The sequence below is a fragment of the Streptomyces sp. NPDC093260 genome, from assembly GCF_040683715.1.
In the GTDB taxonomy this organism is placed as follows: Bacteria; Actinomycetota; Actinomycetes; order Streptomycetales; family Streptomycetaceae; genus Streptomyces; species Streptomyces sennicomposti.
In genome coordinates this window covers 204,468-223,127 of sequence record NZ_JBFBEK010000008.1, presented here as the reverse complement: position 1 = coordinate 223,127, position 18,660 = coordinate 204,468, and the positions used below count along the sequence as shown (strand labels likewise).

Below are 18,660 nucleotides of genomic sequence, written 5' to 3'. Positions count from 1 at the left end.
GTGCGTCAGCCACCGCCCCGGTGCCTCGCGTCAGCGCATCCGGCCGCCGTGACACGCTGGCCCGCGCACCGCGCACCGCGCACCAGGTCGCCGTCGTGGCGCCCCGCCACCGGCCGGACGAGCCGCCGCGTCCCCTGTGCTCGCCCGGAGGAGGCTGCGCCGGACGGGCCGCCGGAAGCCCCGGACGCCCCGTGACCGGGCGCGTTGCACCCGGGCCGCGGGTGCTCGGCCCGTACCGTGCGTAGGAGATGACGAGCGGGCGGCAACGGGAGGCGCGGTGACGGATGCGGGCGGTCCGGCGACCGGGCCGGGCCTTCCGGCGGACGGGCGGGACCGCGGACGCCGGACGGGCGGCGTCGTGCTCGGCAGCCGGCCGGCGCGCTCCCGGTCCCTGCCGCCGCGCGCCCGCGTCCTGCCCCCCGCCCCCGCCGCCGAACACCCGCTCGCCGAACGCACGGTCCCCTGGCTGCGCGTCGCCGCCGCCTACGCCTGGCGCCTCATCCTCGTCGGCATCGCCGTCTACGGCGTCTTCACCGTCCTCGGCCGATTCCAGCTCATCGCGGTCGCCCTGTTCGTGGCGCTCGTCGTCACCTCCGTACTGCGGCCCCTCGCCGACCTCCTGAACCGCTGGCTGCCCCGCCCGCTGTGCGTCGCCGTCTCCCTGGTGGGCAGCCTCCTGCTGCTGATGGCGCTGCTCGCCTTCGTCGGCAACGCGGTGGCCGGGGAGTCGGCACGGCTCGCCGACGAGCTGCGCGGCGGCGTCCACCGCATCGAGCAGTGGCTCGAACGCCCGCCGTTCCGGATCAGCCCCGGCCGTCTCTCCCACCTCCAGAACCAGCTGCCGGCCTATTTCTCCGCGCACCGGGAAAGTCTGCTCAACAGCGCCGTCAGCGGCATCGGCCGACTCGTCGAACTGGTCACCGCCGGGGTGCTCGCCCTCTTCTCCTCCGTCTTCTTCCTCCACTCCGGCGAGCGCCTGTGGCGCTGGACGCGCGACCAGTTCCTGCCCGCCGGCGCCCGACCCGCCTGGGACCGGGCCGGCGCCGCCGCCTGGCACGCCTTCGCCGGGTACACGCGCGGCATCTTCATCGTGGCCGCCACCAACGCCGTGCTCGTCGGCGTGGCCCTGTCGCTGCTGCGGGTGCCGCTGGCGCTGCCGCTGACCCTGCTGGAGTTCTTCGCCGCCTTCGTGCCCCTGATCGGATCCCCCATCGCGCTCGCCGTGGCCACCGTCGTCGCCCTGGCGGGACGCGGTCCGCTCACCGCGCTGGCCGTGATCGTCCTGATCGTCGTCATCGGCCAGCTCGAAGGCCATGTCCTGCATCCCCTGGTGATGAGCTGGGCGGTCCGGCTGCACCCGCTCGTCGTCGCGGTCTCCGTGATCGCGGGCAGTATCGTCGCTGGTGTGGTGGGCGCCATCGTGGCGGTGCCCTTCGTCTCCGTCGCCTGGGCGGTGCTGTGCGCGCTGCGTACCGGTCCGCCGCCGGACCGCGAGCCCGCGGCGCGGCACGGGGCCGCCTGAGGCACGGGCGGCGGCCACGCACGGGGCTTTTCGGGGGCGGCAGAAGGGGCACGCGTCCCTGGTACCACTCCCGAGCGTGAGGAACGGTGCCGCGATGTCCGAGTACGAACGTTCACGCACGATGCCCGCACTGCCCGAGCAGGTCTTCGACCAGGCCACGGACGTCCGCCGGCTGGACGCCTGGCTGCCGGACGACCTGCACGTGCACGCCGGGGACCTACCGGCCGTCACGGTGCACGAGGACCACACCGACCAGGACATCTCGGCCCTGATGCGCGCCGAGCGCGACCAGATGCGGATCGAATGGGGCACCCGGGAACAGGGCAGCTACGCCGGCTGGCTCCAGGTCGCTGGCATCGGCAGCGGCGCCAGCGAGGTCACCGTGCACCTGTCGTTCTTCGACGACAGTCACGACCCGGGTGAGCGGGCCGCCCGCGAGGCCCTGGACGGCAGCCTGCGCCGGCTGGAGGAACAGGTACGCCTTCGCGTGGACGGCGCGGCCGGCTGAGCCGGCCGCTGTACGGGCTGTAGTCCCACTGGCTTCGGCCCGGCAGGTGCCGGCCCGGGCAGAGGCCTGCCAACGCCACAGCGTGCGGACCGGTGACCGGACCGCACGCCGTGGTTCCAGTGATTTCGGTCAGGGGCCTCAGCGACCTCCGCCTCCGCCGCCGTGGCCTCCGCCGCCGTGGCCTCCGCCGCCGTGGCCGCCGCCGCCGTGGTCGCCGCCGCCGTGGTCGCCGCCGCCGTGGCCGCCGCCGCCGTGGTCGCCGCCGCCGTGGTCGCCGCCGTAGCCTCCGCCACGTCCGCCATTGTCGTAGCCGCCGTGGTCGCCGCGGTCGCCGTAGCCGCCGCCGCAGTCGTCCCACCAGCCGCCGCCGCAGTCGCGGCTGTATCCGGAGTGATGGTTGGAGTCGTAGCCCGACTCATGGGCGGATGCGGTCCCCGCCGCGCCGATCGCAGCGCCGCCGGCCATCACGATGCCGGCTGCGGACACGGCGAAGAGACGCTTCACGCGCTGTGCTCGCATGGGAATACCTTTCTCCATCGTCTCGCGCGACAGAGCGGCGCGAGGATGATGGCCGCGCTCGCCGGATGGGATGGTGCGGCGCGGTCTGGAGCCGCCGGCTGTGAGAAGCACGTCTCGGTCTCCGACACCGTCCACGCCGCCCGCGTCGCTTCCACGGGCCGGCGCTGCGGCTACGGGCCCCTCGGTGGAGACCTCGCCGGACGGGGCGTGCCCCGGTTGCGGCTCTCACTGATAGACGCTAGTCGCCGCTTCGCCGGTCGGCATCTTGTGGCGGGAACTATTTCAACTGCCGTTCTCCCGGCGGGGAACCGCGGCGCGGCGGTGCCCCCGGGAAGCCACGCCGGCCGGTCCGTCGCGCGGGGGGACGCGGGACGGGCGTACGACGGACCGGACGGGCGCGCAAGCGCATGACGCGGCGTGCGGCGGGCAGGCGAAGCAGTGCCCGAGGGGGAGCAGACCGCGGACCTCGGCCGCCACCGCCATCAGCCGCTCGCCGGGACGTCGTCGTCCCGGCAGGGAGGGGAACGCCATGCACAGCGACAAGGAACCGCACCGCCTCGCCGGTGACCTGACCACCGAGGACCCGGCCCGAAGCGATCCGAGCCGCCCGGCCCGCACCACCGGGGAGCCGCAGTCCGACCCGGCGCTTCCGGCGCGGACGACCGGTGCGACCGAGAGGGCCGACACGGCCGGATCCTCGAAGGACCCGGGAACGAGGGACGACGCCGGGACCGCCCCAGGGGCCGCGACCGCCCCGGACGCCCTCGAGGGCGCGGGCGTTGCAGGCGCCCCCACCGGCAGCGCGGGCACCGCGGGCGCCACCGCCGCGACCGGCATCGCCGGGACGGCACACACGGCTGACGCGAAGCCCGCGGAGGACGCCGACGACGAGGTCCCCCGGTTGCTGGAGGCGGGTGACGAGCGGAACTTCCGCGATCGTTGGCGCGAGACGCAGAGCAAGTTCGTGGACGACCCCAGGGAGGCCGTGCACAGCGCCGACACCCTGGTCGCCGACGTCATCCGCACCCTTACCACCACCTTCGCCCAGCACAAGCAGGAGCTGGAGGGACAGTGGAGCCAGGGCGAGCGGGCGGACACCGAGGAACTGCGCAGGGCGCTGCGCCGCTACCGGTCCTTCTTCAACCGTCTGCTCGGCGACTGACGGCCCCGCGGCGACGGTGCTCCCACACGGCCCCGCGTCGTGCCCGGCCCCTCCACCGTGGTGGTGACCCGGACGACGCAGGGCCCGCGCGGGGTCGAACCGAACCCGAACCGCACCGCCGGCGCGACCGGGGCCAGTGGGCCGAGGTCCACGCCCTCGAAGCGGGCCGTGACAGAGGCGACGGGCCGCAGGTCCCGCGCGCCGTACCACTCCCGACGGCCGCCGCCCGCGCTCCCGCGCGTGCGGACGCCGCGCAGCACCCGCGCCGGGCGGTCCACCAGGGCGATCCACCACGGACGTACGGCCAGGAACCGGGGGACGGCGCTCAGCAGCAGGCCCAGGGGCCCGCGCCGCCCGGTGACGAAGCGCAGGCTCAGCGACCTGGAGCTGACGGTCCAGCAGCCCGCCGTGATGCGTACCGCGACCGGCTCCACGCGCACCTCGTCGAAGGAATAGGTGTCCGCGATGAAATCGGCCGTGCGCGGGTCGGGTGCGAGCAGGACGCGATGGCCGTCGGGGCGCTCCAGCATCACATCGCTGACCGGCCCGAACGGCGAGTCCGTCCAGTGACCGAGCACCAGACGCGTACCGGACGCGGTGCCCATGCCCGCGATGAAGCCGTCGAAGACCCAGCGCGCGCGGGTCCGGCGGGGTGCGCCGGACCCTTCCGGCGGCCGGCGGTCACTGTCCACCCCGGCACCTCTTCCGCTCCGGCGGTCACGGTCGCCGCCGACGCCCGGGGCAAAGGCGCGCCGGACGGCGCCCGCGCGGGTTCCCGCCCCCGACATCCCGAAACGAGCGCTGACGGCTCCGTACGCATCGGCGGTCCCCGTCGGGGTACCGGCGTGTCGTGCGGACGGCCGCGGGCGCTGCGAGACGATGGAACACGCTTGGACGGCCATGGGCAGGGCTCGGAACGGAGGGGTTGCGTGGACCAGCGGGTCGCGGGCCGGGCGACGAGGGACACATCCGGCTCGGAAGCATCCGGTACGGAAGCGTCCGGCACGGGGACATCCGGACCCGGCCCGGCCCACGCGGCCGTCCCCGGCCCGGGGACCGACGCCCCGTCCCTGGCGGCGGACGCCCCGGGACCTGCCGCCCGGCCCACGCCGCCCGGCGCCCCGGGGACCACCGGCCGGCGCGCTCCCCGTGACACCCCGCAAACCGAAGGCCCACCCGGGGGAACCTCGGGGACGGCTGATCGAGCCTCCTCCCGGGACACCCCGGAATCCGACGGCCCGCCCCCGGCCGGGCGAATCTCAGGGACGCCCGACCGGTCCGCCTCCCGCGACACTTCCGGAACCGGCGGCCCGCGCCCCCCCGACGCGCGCCGCCGCATCCCCCGTACCGACGCCCTCCTGCGCGATCCGCGCCTGGCCGAGGAGGCCGCACGGCTCGGGCCCGACGTGGTCAAGACGGCCGTGCGGCAGGCGCAGGAGCGGGCGCGGCACGGTGCCGTCGCCCCCGAGCAGGTCGCCGACACGGCGGTGGCCCTGCTGCCCCGCACGGCCGGCGGGCTGCGCCCGGTGATCAACGCCACCGGGGTCCTCCTGCACACCAACCTAGGCCGGGCGCCGCTGTCCCCGGCGGCCCGGCGGGCGGTGCGGGACGCCGCCGGGCCCACCGACGTGGAACTGGACCTCGCGACCGGTGCCCGGGCCCGCCGCGGCCGCAGCGCCCTGGACGCGTTGCGTGCCCGGGTGCCCGCCGCCGACGCGGCTCACGTCGTCAACAACGGTGCCGCCGCCCTGGTCCTGGCGGCCACCGCGCTCGCCGCCGGCCGGGAGATCGTCGTCAGCCGGGGCGAGATGGTGGAGATCGGCGACGGCTTCCGACTGCCCGATCTGCTGGTGTCCACCGGCGCCCGGCTCCACGAGGTCGGCACCACCAACCGGACGAGCGCCGCGGACTACGCCGACGCGATCGGCCCCGACACCGGGTTCGTCCTGAAGGTGCACCCCTCCAACTTCCGCATCACCGGCTTCACCCACACTCCCGCGACGGCCGAACTGTCCTCGCTCGGCGTGCCGTTGGTGGTCGACATCGGCTCCGGGCTGCTCGTCCCCCACCCGCTGCTGCCCGACGAGCCCGACGCGGCCACCGAACTGCGCGCGGGCGCCGCCCTGGTGACCGCGAGCGGCGACAAACTGCTCGGCGGGCCCCAGTGCGGCCTGCTCCTCGGCGCCGAGGACCTCGTCCGCTCCCTGACCCGGCATCCGCTGGCCCGCGCGCTGCGGGTGGACAAGCTGACCCTGGCCGCCCTGGAGGCCACCCTCACCGGCCCGGCCACCCCGACCGCCGAGGCCCTGACCGCCGACCCGCGCGAGCTGACCCACCGCGCCGAACGGCTCGCCGCCGAACTGGGCGCCGCCGGGGTCGACGTACGGCCCGTCGCCTGCGCCGCCACGGTGGGCGGCGGCGGCGCGCCCGGAGTGACCCTGCCCAGCGCGGCGCTCGCCCTGCCCGAGCCGTACGCCGCCGCGCTGCGCACCGGACCGGTCCCCGTGGTCGGACGGCTGGAGGGCGGCCGGTGCCTGCTGGACCTGCGCGCGGTGCCCGCCGAGGACGACGCGCGCCTCGCCGAGGCCGTGCTGGCCGTCCGGCCGGCGGCGGACGGACCGAGGTGAGCGGTATGCGGGTGCTGGCCACCGCCGGGCACGTCGACCACGGCAAGTCCGCGCTGGTCCGGGCGCTGACCGGGATGGAACCCGACCGCTACGAGGAGGAGCGGCGGCGCGGGCTCACCCTCGACCTCGGCTTCGTGTGGACGGGGCCCGACGCGGACGGCGAGCATCTGGCCTTCGTGGACGTGCCGGGCCACGAGAAGTTCGTCGCCACCATGCTCGCCGGGGTCGGGCCCGTGCCCGCCGTGCTGTTCGTGGTGGCCGCCGACCAGGGCTGGCAGCCCCAGTCGCAGGAACACCTGGCGATCCTGGACGCCCTCGGCGTAAGGCACGCCGTGCTCGCGGTGACCCGCAGCGACCTCGCCGACCCGGAACCGGTGCGCGCCGACGCCCTGCGCCGCCTGGCCGCCACCTCGCTCGGCGCCGTCCCGTCGGTGGCGGTGAGCACCGTGACCGGGACCGGACTGGACGCCCTGCGCGCGGAGTTGACCCGGCTGGCCCGGACCCTGCCCGAACCGGACCGCGACGCGGACGTACGGCTGTGGCTGGACCGGGCCTTCACCGTGCGCGGCCACGGCACCGTCGTCACCGGCACCCTCGGCGCGGGGGTCCTCAACGTCGGCGACCGGCTGGTGACCGGCGACGGTTCCACGGCGCTGCGGGTGCGCGGACTGCAGTGCCTCCAGCGGGAGCGGACGGCCGTGCGCGCGGTGGCACGGGTGGCCGTCAACGTGCACGGCGTCGCGGACGGCGTACTGCGCCGCGGGGACGTCCTGCTGGCCCCGGACCGCTGGCTGCTCACCGAGGTCGTGGACGTCCGCGTCACCGGGGAACCGGCCGCCGACCTGCCCCGCCGGGTGAGCCTGCACATCGGCGCGGCCGCCGTGCCGGTGACCGTACGGCCCCTCGGCGAGGACACCGCCCGGCTCACCCTGGACCGGCGGCTGCCGCTGCGCGTCGGGGACCGGGCCGTCCTGCGCGAACCGGGCGGCGGCCGCCCGCCCTCGGCGGCGACCGTGCTCGACGTGCGCCCGCCCGGCCTGACCCGGCGCGGCGCGGGCCGGGCCAGAGCGACGGAACTCGCGACGATGACGGGCCGCCCGGACGCCGCGGCCGAACTGCGTCGCCGCCAACTGGTGCGCGGCGCGGACCTCTTGGCGATGGGCATCCCCGCCTTCGTCGAGCCCGTCGCCGGCGACTGGCTGGCCGACCCCGACCACTGGACGCGGCTGCGTGCCCGCCTCGCCGCCGAGGTGGAGCGGTACGCGCGGGCCCACCCCTTGGAACCGGGCCTGCCCGCCGAGGCCGCCCGGCGGCTGCTGGACCTGCCCGACCGCACTCTGGTCGACGCCCTCGCCCGCACCCCGGGAACCGACGAACTCCTTCACCGGCGCGGCCGGTTGTACGGACCGGACCGTACCGCCCCCACCCTGCCGCCGCCCCTGCGCGCCGCCGTGGACGCCGTACGGGACGAGCTGGAGAAGGCGCCGTTCCAGGCGCCCGACGCCGACCGGCTCGCCGAACTCGGCCTGCACCGCAAGGCGCTGGCCGCCGCCGTCGCCGCCGGTGCGCTGCTGCGGATCGGCGACGCCGTCGTGCTGCTGCCCGGTGCGGACGCCCGGGCCGCCGCCGTACTGCGCGAGCTGCCGCAGCCGTTCACCCTGAGCGAGGCCCGCAAGGCCCTCGACACCACTCGCCGGGTCGCCGTACCGCTGCTGGAGTTCCTCGACGCCCGCGGTCTGACCGAGCGGGTGGACGACCGGCGCAGACGCTGCCGGTCCGAGCGGGCGGACGGAGGCGGACGGGAATCGAACCCGCCTGCCCGAGATCCTCGGGCACCTCGGTTTTGAAGACCGGGAGGGCCACCAGGCACCCACACGCCTCCACCGCCCGCCAGGCTACCCGACGCCCCCCCCGACCCCCACGGAGACCCGGCATGACCGTCACCCCCGCCACTCCCGAAGCCCCCGTCCGGCTCACCCAGTTCGCCCACGGCGGCGGCTGCGCCTGCAAGATCCCGCCCGGCGAGCTGGAGAACGTGCTCGGCTCGCTGGCCGCGCCGCCGGCGCCCTCGACCGACACCCCGCTGCTCGTCGGGCTGGCCACCGGCGACGACGCGGCCGTGGTCGCCCTGCCCGCGCCCGAAGGCGGCCCCGCACAGGCGCTGGTGTCCACCGCCGACTTCTTCACCCCCGTCGTGGACGACCCGTTCGACTGGGGCCGCATCGCCGCCGCCAACGCCCTGTCCGACGTGTACGCCATGGGCGGCCGCCCGGTCGTCGCCGTCAACCTGCTCGCCTGGCCGCGCGAGGTGCTGCCGTTCGAGCTGGCCCGCGAGGTGCTGCGCGGCGGACTGGAGATCGCCGCCGAGGCGGGCTGCCACATCGGCGGCGGGCACAGTGTGGACGACCCCGAGCCCAAGTACGGCATGGCCGTCACCGGGCTCGCCGACCCGGCCCGGCTGCTGCGCAACGACGCGGGCCGGCCCGGGCTGCCCCTGTCCCTGACCAAGTCCCTCGGCCTGGGCGTCCTGAACAACCGGCACAAGGCCACCGGCGAACGCTTCGAGCAGGCCGTCGCCACCATGGTCGCCCTCAACCGGGACGCCGCCGAGGCGGCGCTGGCCGCCGGGGCGAGCTGCGCGACCGACGTGACCGGCTTCGGTCTCCTCGGTCATCTGCACAAACTCGCCCGCGCCTCGGACGTCACCGCCGTGCTGGACACCGCCGCCGTGCCCTACCTCGACGGCGCCCGCGAGGCCGTACGCGACGGCTATGTCAGCGGCGGCACCCGGCGCAACCTCGACTGGGTCGCGCCGTTCACCGACTTCGGGGGCACGGACGCCGACACCCGGCTGCTGCTGGCCGACGCGCAGACCTCCGGCGGGCTGCTCGTCGCCGGGGAGATCCCCGGCGCCCCGGTGATCGGCGAACTCGTGCCGCGCGGACCGCACTCGGTCGTCCTCAGGTGACACCGGCGCGCACACCCGGCGCCGGGGTGTCTCACATCTCGGTGCCGGTGTACTCGTCGATGCCCGCCCGTGCCCGGTAGGCCCGCACCAGCGCGGGCGCGGCCGGACCGCGCGGCCGCCGCCCCGGCCGGATGTCCACGGCGAACGCCTTCGTCTCCTGGATGTGGGTGTTCGGGTCGAGCGAGAGATGCACCAGCTCGTTCGCCGCGTCGCCGGTGCTGTAGCCGTTGGGACCCCAGTGGTAGGGCAGCCCCACCTGGTGCAGCGTCCGGCCGTGCACCCTGAGCGGCGTCATCCGGTCGGTCACCAGCACCCGCGCCTCGATCACCCCGCGGGCGCTGACGATCGTCGCCCACCCGGTGTGTTCGAGGCCGCGCTCGGCGGCCAGCTCCGGCGACACCTCGCAGAAGAACTCCGGCTGCAGCTCGGCCAGGTACGGCTGCCAGCGCGACATGCCGCCCGCCGTGTGATGCTCGGTCAGCCGGTAGGTGGTGGCCACGAACGGGAACACCTCCGTACCCGGTTCGCCGCCGCTCGGCTGGTAGCGGTTGTCCGGCCCCGACGGCATCAGATGCCGTACCGGATTGCGCTGCTGTCCGTACAGCAGGTTCGGGAACGGCGAGTCCTGCGGCTCGTAGTGGGCCGGCAGCGGGCCGTCGGTGAGCCCCGAGGGCACATACAGCCAGGCCTTGCCGTCGGCCTGCATCACGAACGCGTCCGTGCCCGACAGCGCCTCGGCCGCCTTCGCACCCGGCGGCGGCCGGTGGTGCGGTGACTTGTCCTTGGCGAAGTCGGCGATGTCGTGGCCCGTCCACTCGGCCTTCTCCGCGTCCCACCACACCAGCGCCTTGCGCTCGCTCCACGGCTTGCCGTCCGGGTCCGCCGAGGCCCGGTTGTAGAGGATGCGCCGGTTGGCCGGCCAGGCCCAACCCCACTCGTTCGCCACCCAGTTCTGCTCCTTGCCGGGCTTGCGGCGGGCGGCCTGGTTGACGTCGTCGGCGTAGACGCCGCAGTAGATCCAGCAGCCGCACGCCGTCGACCCGTCGTCGTTCAGCTGCTCGTAGGAGCTGAGCGGCCGGCCCTCGGCGTCATAGCCGTTGATCTCCGCGAGCACCGTCTGCGCCACCGGTTCCGCCGTCTCGCCCTTGGTGGCGTAGTCCCAGGTCAGATCGAGGACCGGCCGGTCCATCGGATCGGGGGACCCGGCCAGCTTCTCCCGGATGATTCGGCCCAGGTGGAAGGTGAACCACAGGTCGCTGCGCGCCTCGCCAGGCGGCTCGACCGCCTGGTGGTGCCACTGGAGCAGCCGCTGGGTGTTGGTGAAGCTGCCGTCCTTCTCGGTGTGCGCGGCGGCCGGCAGGAAGAACACTTCGGTGCCGATGTCCTCGGTGCGCAGTTCCCCGGACTCGATCTCCGGGCCGTCCTTCCACCAGGTGGCCGACTCGATCAGCGAGAAGTCGCGCACCACCAGCCAGTCCAGCCGGGCCATGCCGAGCCGCTGGAGCTTGGCGTTGGCCGAGCCCACCGCCGGGTTCTCGCCCAGCAGGAAGTAGCCCTTGCAGGTTCCCTCCAGCTGCGCCTGCACCGTCTCGTAGGTGGAGTGCGAGCCGGTCAGCCGCGGCAGGTAGTCGAAGCAGAAGTCGTTGTCCGGCCGCGCGGCATCGCCCCAGTACGCCTTGAGCAGGCTCACCAGGTAGGAGCGCATCTCGCCCCAGTAGCCCTTGCCCGCTGCCTCCGCCCGGACGAAGGAGTCCAGATCCTCCTGCTGGTGCGCGTGCGGCATCGGGATGTAGCCCGGCAGCAGGTTGAACAGAGTGGGGATGTCGGTCGAGCCCTGGATGGAGGCGTGCCCGCGCAGCGCCAGGATGCCGCCGCCCGGCCGGCCGATGTTGCCCAGCAGGGTCTGCAGCACGCTCGCCGCCCGGATGTACTGCACGCCCACCGTGTGCTGGGTCCAGCCGACCGCGTAGGCGAACGCGGTGGTCCGCTCGCGCCCGGAGTTCTCCGTGACCAGCTCGCAGACCTGGCGGAACAGGTCCTGCGGCACCCCGCAGATCCGCTCCACCATCTCGGGCGTGTAGCGGGCGTAGTGCCGCTTGAGCACCTGGAACACACACCGCGGATGCGTCATCGTCTCGTCGCGTTCCGGCTCGCCCGCACCGATGTCCGCACCGCCCGAGCCGTGCGCCTCGCCGCGCCCCGCCTCACTGAGCGAACTCCCGCCGCCGGTGCGCTTCTCGTACTCCTGGTCGCGCTCGCCGGCGGGCGCCTGCACCTCCATGCCCTCGTACTGCCAGGTGCCGTTGTCGTAGGTGCGGCCCTCGGGGTCCAGGCCGGAGAAGACGCCGTCGAGGTCCTCCGTGTCGCGGAAGTCCTCGCCCAGCACCATCGGGCCGTTGCTGTAGGCCACCACGTAGTCGCGGAAGTACTTGTCGTGGCTCAGCACGTAGTTGACGATGCCGCCGAGGAAGGCGATGTCCGAGCCCGCGCGCAGCGGCACGTGCACGTCGGCCACCGCGCTGGTCCTGGTGAACCGCGGATCGACGTGGATCACCTTCGCGCCGCGGGCCTTGGCCTCCATCACCCACTGGAACCCGACCGGATGGCACTCGGCCATGTTCGAGCCCTGGATGACGATGCAGTCCGAGTTCTGCAGGTCCTGCTGGAAGGTGGTCGCGCCGCCGCGGCCGAACGAGGTTCCCAGACCGGGAACGGTGGAGGAGTGTCAAACACGCGCCTGGTTCTCGATCTGGATCGCTCCCAGCGCGGTGAACAACTTCTTGATGAGGTAGTTCTCCTCGTTGTCCAGCGTCGCCCCGCCCAGGCTGGCGACGCCGAGGGTGCGCCGGGTGCGGACGCCGTCCACGTCCCACTGCCAGCCGGCGCGGCGGGCGTCGATCACCCGGTCGGCGATCATGTCCATCGCCGTGTCCAGGTCCAGTCGCTCCCACTCGGCGCCGTACGGGCGCCGGTACAGGACGTACCGCTCGCGGGCGTCGCCGGTGGTCAGCTGGAGACTGGCGGAGCCCTTCGGGCACAGCCGGCCGCGTGAGATGGGCGAGTCGGGGTCGCCCTCGATCTGGGTGACCCGGCCGTCCTCGACGTAGACGTTCTGGCCGCAGCCCACCGCGCAGTACGGGCAGACCGACTTGACCACCCGGTCGGCCGAGGCCACCCGGGGGGTGAGCCGCGAGGTGGGCCCGCTCTTGGCGGCGGCCCCGCGGCCCAGGGGATCGGTGCCCTTGAGCTGGCGGTAGACCGGCCAGGAGTCGATCCAGGTGCGTACGCCCATGACATGAGCCCTTCCGGGTGCTGCTCGGTCTCGCTGCGCGGCGGCTCGCGGGGGCCGCCGCCGGGGTCTGTGGGGTGCCTGCCGGCCTGCGGGGCGGGGTCTCGCGGCCTACGGCGGAGCTTCCTGCGCGCCGGGCGGTGGTGGCCCGTCCCGCCAGGCCCGTACGACCTCGGCGCCGAGGCGTTCGCGCACGTCCTGCGGCACAGTCTGGCGCAGCCGCGCGAACACGGCATCCGCGAAGGCGACGTGCCGGCGCACCTGACCTCCGACCCGTTCGGCCAGGGCGTCGAAGTCCTCGCCGTCCGGCGGCGTGCGGCGCAGCTCAGCGAGCGCGTCGGCGCCCTCGTCGTCCTGCTCCAGGGCCCGGTCGGCCAGTCGGTCGCCGCCGCCCAGCGTCTCGCGCACGAGCGGCCACAACCACCGCCGTTCGGCCGGTACGTGGCTCGCCAGCGCTTCGGCGAGCGCATCGACCACCGCGCGCCTGCGCCGCCGCTGTGCCTCGGTGGCGCCCTGCCGGGTGCCGGGCAGGGTCTGCAACTGCTTGACCAGCGCGGTGAGCCGGTCGTGGTCGTGGGTGAGGACGTCGGTGAGGTCACGGACGCCGTCCGGCGCGCGCTCGCCCTGCGGGCCGACGCCGTGCCCCCGCGCGGCCCGGCGCATCTGGACGTCGGCGACCGCGCGCCGCCTCAGCCAGTGCCTCGTCGTGTCGTCGCTCGTGGGATTCACTGCGGGCGGGCCGGCCAGGTGCTGGGTGGATCGCCCGGGCATGCCCGGCCGGTGCCGCTCGGCGGTGGTGGGGGTGCCGCCGCCGTCGGCGGGCAGACCGGTGGCGATCAGGAAGGCCTTGCCCGCGGGCACACCCAGCCGCCGCCCGGCCTCCTCGTAGCCGAGACCGTCCGCGAGGAGCCGCCGCACCTGACTACGACTGGTCACTCCCGGCACCTCCTCCTCCCGCTCCCGTACGCCGCGCTGCCCCGAAGTACCCGGCGGACCGGCGCCGAAACCACCGGTCACACGGCCGGACCAGACCGCGCCGGGGTGACCGGCGGCCCGCCACACCGCGCCCCCGGCCCCGTGTCTGCGCCGCCCACGACCCCGCTCTCCCCGGGCGTCAGCCCGTGCCCGTCCGTAGCCGCTCCCGCTGGGGTACGACCGTGTACTTCGGATCCTCGGCCGAGGCCACCCCGGCGTGGAACACGCCGAAGCGGAGGGCGGCGGAGCCGGTCAGCAGTGCCGCCCCGGCGGTCACCGCGAGAGCCCGGCCGGGGCGGAGCCCCGCGCACGCGGCCAGTGCCGCGCCGCCCGCCGTCAGCGACTCGGCCGCGCGCAGCAGCCGGTACGCCCTGCCCTGCTCGAACGGCTCGGCGCTCAGCCCCATCCCGCGCTTCATCCGCTGAAAGGCGGCCGTCTCCAGCGCGGCGCCCAGGACCGCCATCCTGCGGGCGGGCCCCATCTGCGCCACGGGCGCGCAGGCCAGCGCGAGACCGGCCGCCGCACCTGCCGCGGAACCCGCGAAGACGAACGGCAGCTCCCGGTAGCCCTCGTGCCAGGACGGCACCGCCGTGTCGGCGAGCAGCACGGCCGTGTAGGTGGCCACGGCCGGGCCCAGTACGGCGGCCCCGGCCGTGGCGCCCGCGCCGACGAGGCGGTAGCGGCCCACGACGTCGGCCGCCGCCGCTGCCATCGTCAGCGGGGCGTATCCGGCCAGCAGCCACGACCCCATGCTCATCGGCGAGGTGGGCTTGAAGACGCGGAGCATGTTGACGAAGCGCGCCGGCCGCCCGAGGTCGTGCACGAGCGCGCCCAGCGACAGCGTGATGGCGCTCGCCGCCCCCAGCTTCGCCGCCCGCGCCAGCCCCGTCCGGCCGGTGGCGTGGCCGCCGGCCGCCAGCAGCGACGACGCCCCGGCGAGCCCGCCGAGGTACAGATAGCCGGCGATGTCGAGCGCTTTCCAGGTCGGCTTGTTGAGGATCGGCTTGCCGTAGTACGACGAGAACCGTGCCTCGGGCACCATCGGCTGCTCGCCGCGTCCGCGTCCGCGCCGGCGCCTGCGGCGCCCGGCGGAGGCGCCCACCGGCGCGTCCCGCCCCGGCCGCGCCCCTTGCACACCCTCGCGGGTGACGTCCGATCCGCTCATCGGGGCCTCCTGACGAAGCTCGCGACCCCCAGCGCGGCCAGCGTGACGGCGGCCGTCGCCGCGTGCCGCCACATCGAGGCCAGGTCCCGGGTCGTCACCTGCGGGTCCGGCGGCAGGCCGTAGACCTCGGGCTCGTCGAGCAGCAGGAAGAACGCCCCGTCGCCGCCGACCCCGTCGTCCGGGCTCTCGCCGTACAGCCGGGCGTCGGCGACGCCCGCCGCGTGCAGTTGTGCCACCCGGCCCGCAGCCCGCTCGCGCAGCTCCTCCAGCGGGCCGAACTGGATGGAGTCGGTGGGGCACGCCTTCGCGCAGGCGGGCTCCATGCCGACGCCGAGCCGGTCGTAGCACAGGGTGCACTTCCAGACCCGGCCGTCCTCCTCGCGCTGGTCGATGACGCCGTAGGGACAGGCGGGCACGCAGTAGCCGCAGCCGTTGCACACGTCCTCCTGCACCACCACCGTGCCGAACTCGGTGCGGAACAGCGCCCCGGTGGGGCACACGTCGAGACAGGCCGCGTGCGTGCAGTGCTTGCACACGTCGGACGCCATCAGCCAGCGCAGCTCGGTCCGCCCGTCCGGCGCCAGGGGCGAGATCTCCCCGGCCGGCGCGCCCGCGGGCGCGCCACCGGGCGGCGGCGAGGTCGCCCCTGGGCCGGGGGAGCCGGAAGTGCGGCCCAGGTTCCGGGCGGCCTCGAACGCGTCGAAACCCTCGTGCCCGACGCCGCTGTCCTGACCGCCGAGCGGCTTGCGCTGCTCGATGAACGCCACGTGCCGCCAGGTGTCCGCGCCCAGCCCCTGGGTGTTGTCGTAGGACATGCCGGTCAGCTCCAGGCCGTCCTCGGGCACGGAGTTCCACTCCTTGCACGCCACCTCGCACGCCTTGCAGCCGATGCACACGGAGGTGTCGGTGAAGAAGCCCATCCGGGGCGGCGGGTCGGGGTGCCCGGCGGCCGCGGCGACGTTCGGCTGCGGCCCGTACAGCAGGTTCCGCGACGGGGGCGGCGGATCGCCGCCGCCCGCCCGTGCCGCCGTCGTGTTGCCCTCGGCCATGTTCCGACCTCCCAGCTCAGCTGCCGCCACGGCCCGGTTGTGCCCCGCCGCGCTCCGAACCGGCCGAGGAACAGACGGGCGACCGGAGCCGGCGGTCCTTACGGGGCGGTCCCGCCCGGCGGGGACCAGGTGGCGGGCACCCCGAGCGCGGACCCCGTGCCGCCTCCTCGTCGACGAGCCTGGCACGGGTGCCCGGTGCGCGCGCGCCCGAAACCGCGCCACGACTGCCCCATGCGGGTGAACGCCGCCCGGCGCGGTTTCGCGGTGGTGCGGACGGAAACCCCCCGGGACGCCCGCGCGCCTCCGCCGGAGGCGCGAGAACCGAACGAGGAGTGGTGGATGACCGTCACCTCGGACATGCTCCAGGCCTGTCCCGCCGATCTCGGCGCCGCCGACCGGGCGGCGCTCGCCGACTGCATCGACCGCTGTCTGGACTGCGTCCAGGCCTGCACGGCGTGCGCCGACGCCTGCCTGGCCGAGGACACGGTCGGCGATCTGCGCGCCTGCATCCGCGCCTGTCTGGACTGCGCGGACATCTGCGACGCCACCGCCCGCATCCTGTCCCGCCACACGGGTTACGGCGCCGACGTCGCCCTCGACGTCCTGGCCGCCTGCGCGGCGGCCGGAGAGGCGTGCGCCGGCCAGTGCGCCCGGCATGCGGGGCACCATGAGCACTGCGCGGTGTGCGCCGAGGCATGCCGCCGCTGCGCCGAAGCCTGCCGGACGCTGCTGGACTCCCTGCGCTGAGACCGTCTGCAATCGTGCGGCGCCGTGGCCGCCCGCGCCCTGGCGCCGCACCCCCGGCGACATCACTCCCGGTCGCCGTGGTGCAGGTGCGCGTTGTGCCAGGCGATGGCGCGCCGGATCTCCGGCTCGTGCAGCCCCGTGCGGCAGCCGAGCTGGCCCATGGTCAGCACGGGTGTGCCGACGGTCAGTTCCCGCTCGATCTTCGCGGCCCACAGTTCCTCCCGCACGAAGGGGCGCAGCCGGTAGGCCTCCCGCACCGCCGCGAAGTGCGCCTCGGTGCAGGCGGTGACCCGGCGCAGCCCGTCGAACCAGTCGTCGGTGGGGTGGGCGGCCGAGGAGTCGGGCACCCAGCCGCGCACCGCCCGGTCGGCCGGGAACGTGATGCCGCACAGGTCGCACAGCTCCAGCCCCACCGGTTCAGCCGGTCCTCCGTGCCTCCGGCCCCGCTTTCCGCGCTTCCACATGACCGCTCCCCGGACGTACCTGTGACGAGGACCCGGGCATCGCCCGGTCCGGTGGCCCGGCGCCGCGCCCGCCGGGCGCGGCGCCGCGGGTCTCGGCGACCAGCAGGTGCACCGCGGCGGCCAGGCCCCCGTGCCCGGCGGTCCGGCGCAGCCGGTGCGCCGCGCTGCCCTCGGCCAGTGCCCGCTCCAGGAGCCCGTGCACGGTCTCCCAGTCGCCGGACGCTTCCAGCGCCGGGCGCAGCCTCGCCAGCATGCCGAGCAGGGCCGCGCGGGCGGGGACGGCGCGCCGGGTGAGCGGATCGACCAGGGGCCCTTCGAGGCCGGAGCGGGCGGCCCGCCAGGCGGCGGCGCGCAGCCACTCGTGGTGGCCGTCGCAGGCGGGGACCTCGCGCCGGGCCAGCCGGACGCAGGCGTCGTGCACGAGGGCCCGGAAGAGACCGGCGACCAGCACGACCGTCTCCGCGCGCGGGCAGGCGTCGCAGATCCGCAGCTCGAGCGTGCGCTGGTGCGCGGAGGGCCGGACGTCGTAGTAGACCATTCCGGCGTCGCTGATGACACCCGAACGGACCAGTTCGCCGACCGTCGCGTCGTAGTCGGCGGCGTCACGGTGGCAGCCGGCCGGTCCTGCGGTGGGCCAGCGCTGCCACAGCATCGTGCGCCAGCTGGCGTAACCGGTGTCCGTGCCGAGCCAGAACGGTGAGCTGGCCGACAGCGCCAGCAACGGCGGCAGCCACGGCGAGACCAGGCACATGGCGCGTACGGCCGTGTCCCGGTCGGGCACGTCGACGTGCACCTGGGCGCTGCAGATGAGCTGCTCGTCGGCGACCCTGCGGTACTCGTCGGTCATGTGCCGGTAGCGGGGATCGGGGGTGACGTGCGCGCTGCCCACGGCGGCCAGCGGCACGGTGCCCGCGGCCGCCGCCGCGAGTCCGAGGGCGCGGACCGCCGCGTCCAGCCGGCGGCGGGACGCGACGAGGTCGGAGTGCAGCGCCTCCAGGCTCTCGTGCACCCCGCTGTTGCTCTCCACCACCGTCTGCTGGAGCTCGGAGGTGAAGGAGCCGCCGGGCAGCAGGGCGAGCACGGCCCGGGCGCGCGGCACCAGCAGTCCGCTGTCCGCGTCCAGCAGATGGAACTCCTCCTCGGCTCCGATGCGCTGCATGGCGCGTCCTCAGCCGAGCGCCCGGTACACGGCGGCCGTCGTCAGGCCGTACACCAGGTGCGGGACGATGTCGGACAGCCACGACGCGGTGTCCCACGAGGCGGGGTCGGTCAGTCCGAGCGAGGCGGCGGGGACGTTGGCGCCCGCCATGACGGCCGCGCCGAGCAGCGGTCCGGCCAGCGCACCGCGCAGCGGCGGCCGCCCGTGGCGCAGCAGTCCGTACGCCGCTCCGGCCGCGACCCCGGTGCCGTACCCCATGAGCGCGCCGGCCGCCTGGGTGCGCGCGTCCCGTTCCCCGCCCTCGCCGAGCGGCACCGCGGCGCGTCGCGCGAGACGGTCGGCGACCTGTGCCGGGATGCCGCTGGACGGCCGGCCGCGCAGCAGCATGTCGCCGTAGGTGACCACGTCGAGGGCGAGGGTGCCCACGGCGCCTGCCAGCAGGCCCTTGGTGATCGAGTGCATACCGGACGCTCCCTTGGTCGAGGTGGGGCGGCGGTGGTGGTGGG

15 protein-coding genes, 1 tRNA gene and 1 pseudogene are annotated in these 18,660 nt (G+C 75.3%); 7 read left to right on the top strand and 10 right to left on the bottom strand.

Annotated elements, in window-relative coordinates:
* Positions 1-277 precede the first annotated feature (277 nt).
* Both AB0N63_RS13110 and AB0N63_RS13105 read left to right on the top strand, forming a co-directional pair.
* The gene (locus tag AB0N63_RS13110; RefSeq protein ID WP_365528018.1) at positions 278-1,522 is read left to right on the top strand and encodes an AI-2E family transporter; all 1,245 of its coding nucleotides are present in this window, start codon (positions 278-280) and stop codon (positions 1,520-1,522) included.
* A 94-nt stretch (positions 1,523-1,616) separates the two neighbouring features.
* Positions 1,617-2,030, top strand: a complete 414-nt coding sequence (locus AB0N63_RS13105) for an SRPBCC family protein (protein ID WP_365528015.1) — start codon at positions 1,617-1,619, stop codon at positions 2,028-2,030.
* Between the two features lie 138 nt (positions 2,031-2,168).
* Here AB0N63_RS13105 and AB0N63_RS13100 read toward each other — a convergent pair whose 3' ends face one another.
* Positions 2,169-2,549, bottom strand: coding sequence for a hypothetical protein (locus AB0N63_RS13100; protein ID WP_365528013.1), 381 nt, complete (start codon positions 2,547-2,549; stop codon positions 2,169-2,171).
* Between the two features lie 529 nt (positions 2,550-3,078).
* On the opposite strand from AB0N63_RS13100, the gene AB0N63_RS13095 reads away from it, so the two are divergent.
* Complete coding sequence (locus AB0N63_RS13095; RefSeq protein ID WP_365528011.1) at positions 3,079-3,711, top strand: hypothetical protein; 633 nt, start codon at positions 3,079-3,081, stop codon at positions 3,709-3,711.
* On the opposite strand, the gene AB0N63_RS13090 is transcribed toward AB0N63_RS13095, so the two are convergent.
* Complete coding sequence (locus AB0N63_RS13090; RefSeq protein ID WP_365528170.1) at positions 3,675-4,316, bottom strand: hypothetical protein; 642 nt, start codon at positions 4,314-4,316, stop codon at positions 3,675-3,677. The genes AB0N63_RS13095 and AB0N63_RS13090 overlap by 37 nt on opposite strands.
* 732 nt (positions 4,317-5,048) lie before the next feature.
* Here AB0N63_RS13090 and selA point away from each other — a divergent pair.
* Entirely contained in the window at positions 5,049-6,338 is a 1,290-nt protein-coding gene (selA, locus tag AB0N63_RS13085) for an L-seryl-tRNA(Sec) selenium transferase (protein ID WP_365528167.1), read from the top strand.
* A 5-nt stretch (positions 6,339-6,343) separates the two neighbouring features.
* Positions 6,344-8,092 (top strand): annotated as a pseudogene (locus tag AB0N63_RS13080) (SelB C-terminal domain-containing protein); the annotation flags it as partial.
* Positions 8,093-8,127: 35 nt separating this feature from the next.
* On the opposite strand, the gene AB0N63_RS13075 reads toward AB0N63_RS13080, so the two are convergent.
* Positions 8,128-8,220: transfer RNA gene (locus tag AB0N63_RS13075), tRNA-Sec, on the bottom strand.
* Positions 8,221-8,271: 51 nt separating this feature from the next.
* Between AB0N63_RS13075 and selD the strand changes: the two genes are divergently transcribed.
* Entirely contained in the window at positions 8,272-9,306 is a 1,035-nt protein-coding gene (selD, locus tag AB0N63_RS13070; protein ID WP_365528009.1) for a selenide, water dikinase SelD, read from the top strand.
* 31 nt (positions 9,307-9,337) lie between these two features.
* Here the strand turns inward: selD and fdh are convergent, their stop codons facing one another.
* From fdh to AB0N63_RS13050, 4 genes are all read right to left on the bottom strand, one after another.
* A complete protein-coding gene (fdh, locus tag AB0N63_RS13065) occupies positions 9,338-12,598 on the bottom strand; it encodes a formate dehydrogenase (protein WP_365528007.1) in 3,261 nt (1,086 codons plus the stop codon).
* A 108-nt stretch (positions 12,599-12,706) separates the two neighbouring features.
* Entirely contained in the window at positions 12,707-13,531 is an 825-nt protein-coding gene (locus AB0N63_RS13060) for a hemerythrin domain-containing protein (protein ID WP_365528004.1), read from the bottom strand.
* 178 nt (positions 13,532-13,709) lie between these two features.
* Positions 13,710-14,735 (bottom strand): NrfD/PsrC family molybdoenzyme membrane anchor subunit, encoded by a 1,026-nt coding sequence (gene nrfD, locus AB0N63_RS13055; protein ID WP_365528002.1) that lies wholly within the window; start codon positions 14,733-14,735, stop codon positions 13,710-13,712.
* Positions 14,732-15,655, bottom strand: a complete 924-nt coding sequence (locus tag AB0N63_RS13050; protein ID WP_365528164.1) for a 4Fe-4S dicluster domain-containing protein — start codon at positions 15,653-15,655, stop codon at positions 14,732-14,734. Before AB0N63_RS13050 ends, nrfD begins: the two co-directional genes overlap by 4 nt.
* A 468-nt stretch (positions 15,656-16,123) precedes the next feature.
* Here AB0N63_RS13050 and AB0N63_RS13045 point away from each other — a divergent pair, with 468 nt between their 5' ends.
* Entirely contained in the window at positions 16,124-16,531 is a 408-nt protein-coding gene (locus tag AB0N63_RS13045; protein ID WP_365528000.1) for a four-helix bundle copper-binding protein, read from the top strand.
* Positions 16,532-16,593: 62 nt separating this feature from the next.
* Here AB0N63_RS13045 and AB0N63_RS13040 read toward each other — a convergent pair whose 3' ends face one another.
* Genes AB0N63_RS13040 through AB0N63_RS13030 form a run of 3 tightly spaced genes read right to left on the bottom strand, consistent with a single transcriptional unit; the run spans position 16,594 to position 18,616 of the window.
* Positions 16,594-16,995: a hypothetical protein gene (locus tag AB0N63_RS13040; protein WP_365527998.1), complete on the bottom strand. Its 402-nt coding sequence runs from the start codon at positions 16,993-16,995 to the stop codon at positions 16,594-16,596.
* A complete protein-coding gene (locus AB0N63_RS13035) occupies positions 16,949-18,154 on the bottom strand; it encodes a glutamate--cysteine ligase (protein ID WP_365527995.1) in 1,206 nt (401 codons plus the stop codon). The genes AB0N63_RS13040 and AB0N63_RS13035 overlap by 47 nt, the downstream gene beginning before the upstream one ends.
* A gap of 9 nt (positions 18,155-18,163) precedes the next feature.
* Complete coding sequence (locus tag AB0N63_RS13030) at positions 18,164-18,616, bottom strand: hypothetical protein (protein ID WP_365527992.1); 453 nt, start codon at positions 18,614-18,616, stop codon at positions 18,164-18,166.
* Between the last annotated feature and the right edge of the window lie 44 nt (positions 18,617-18,660).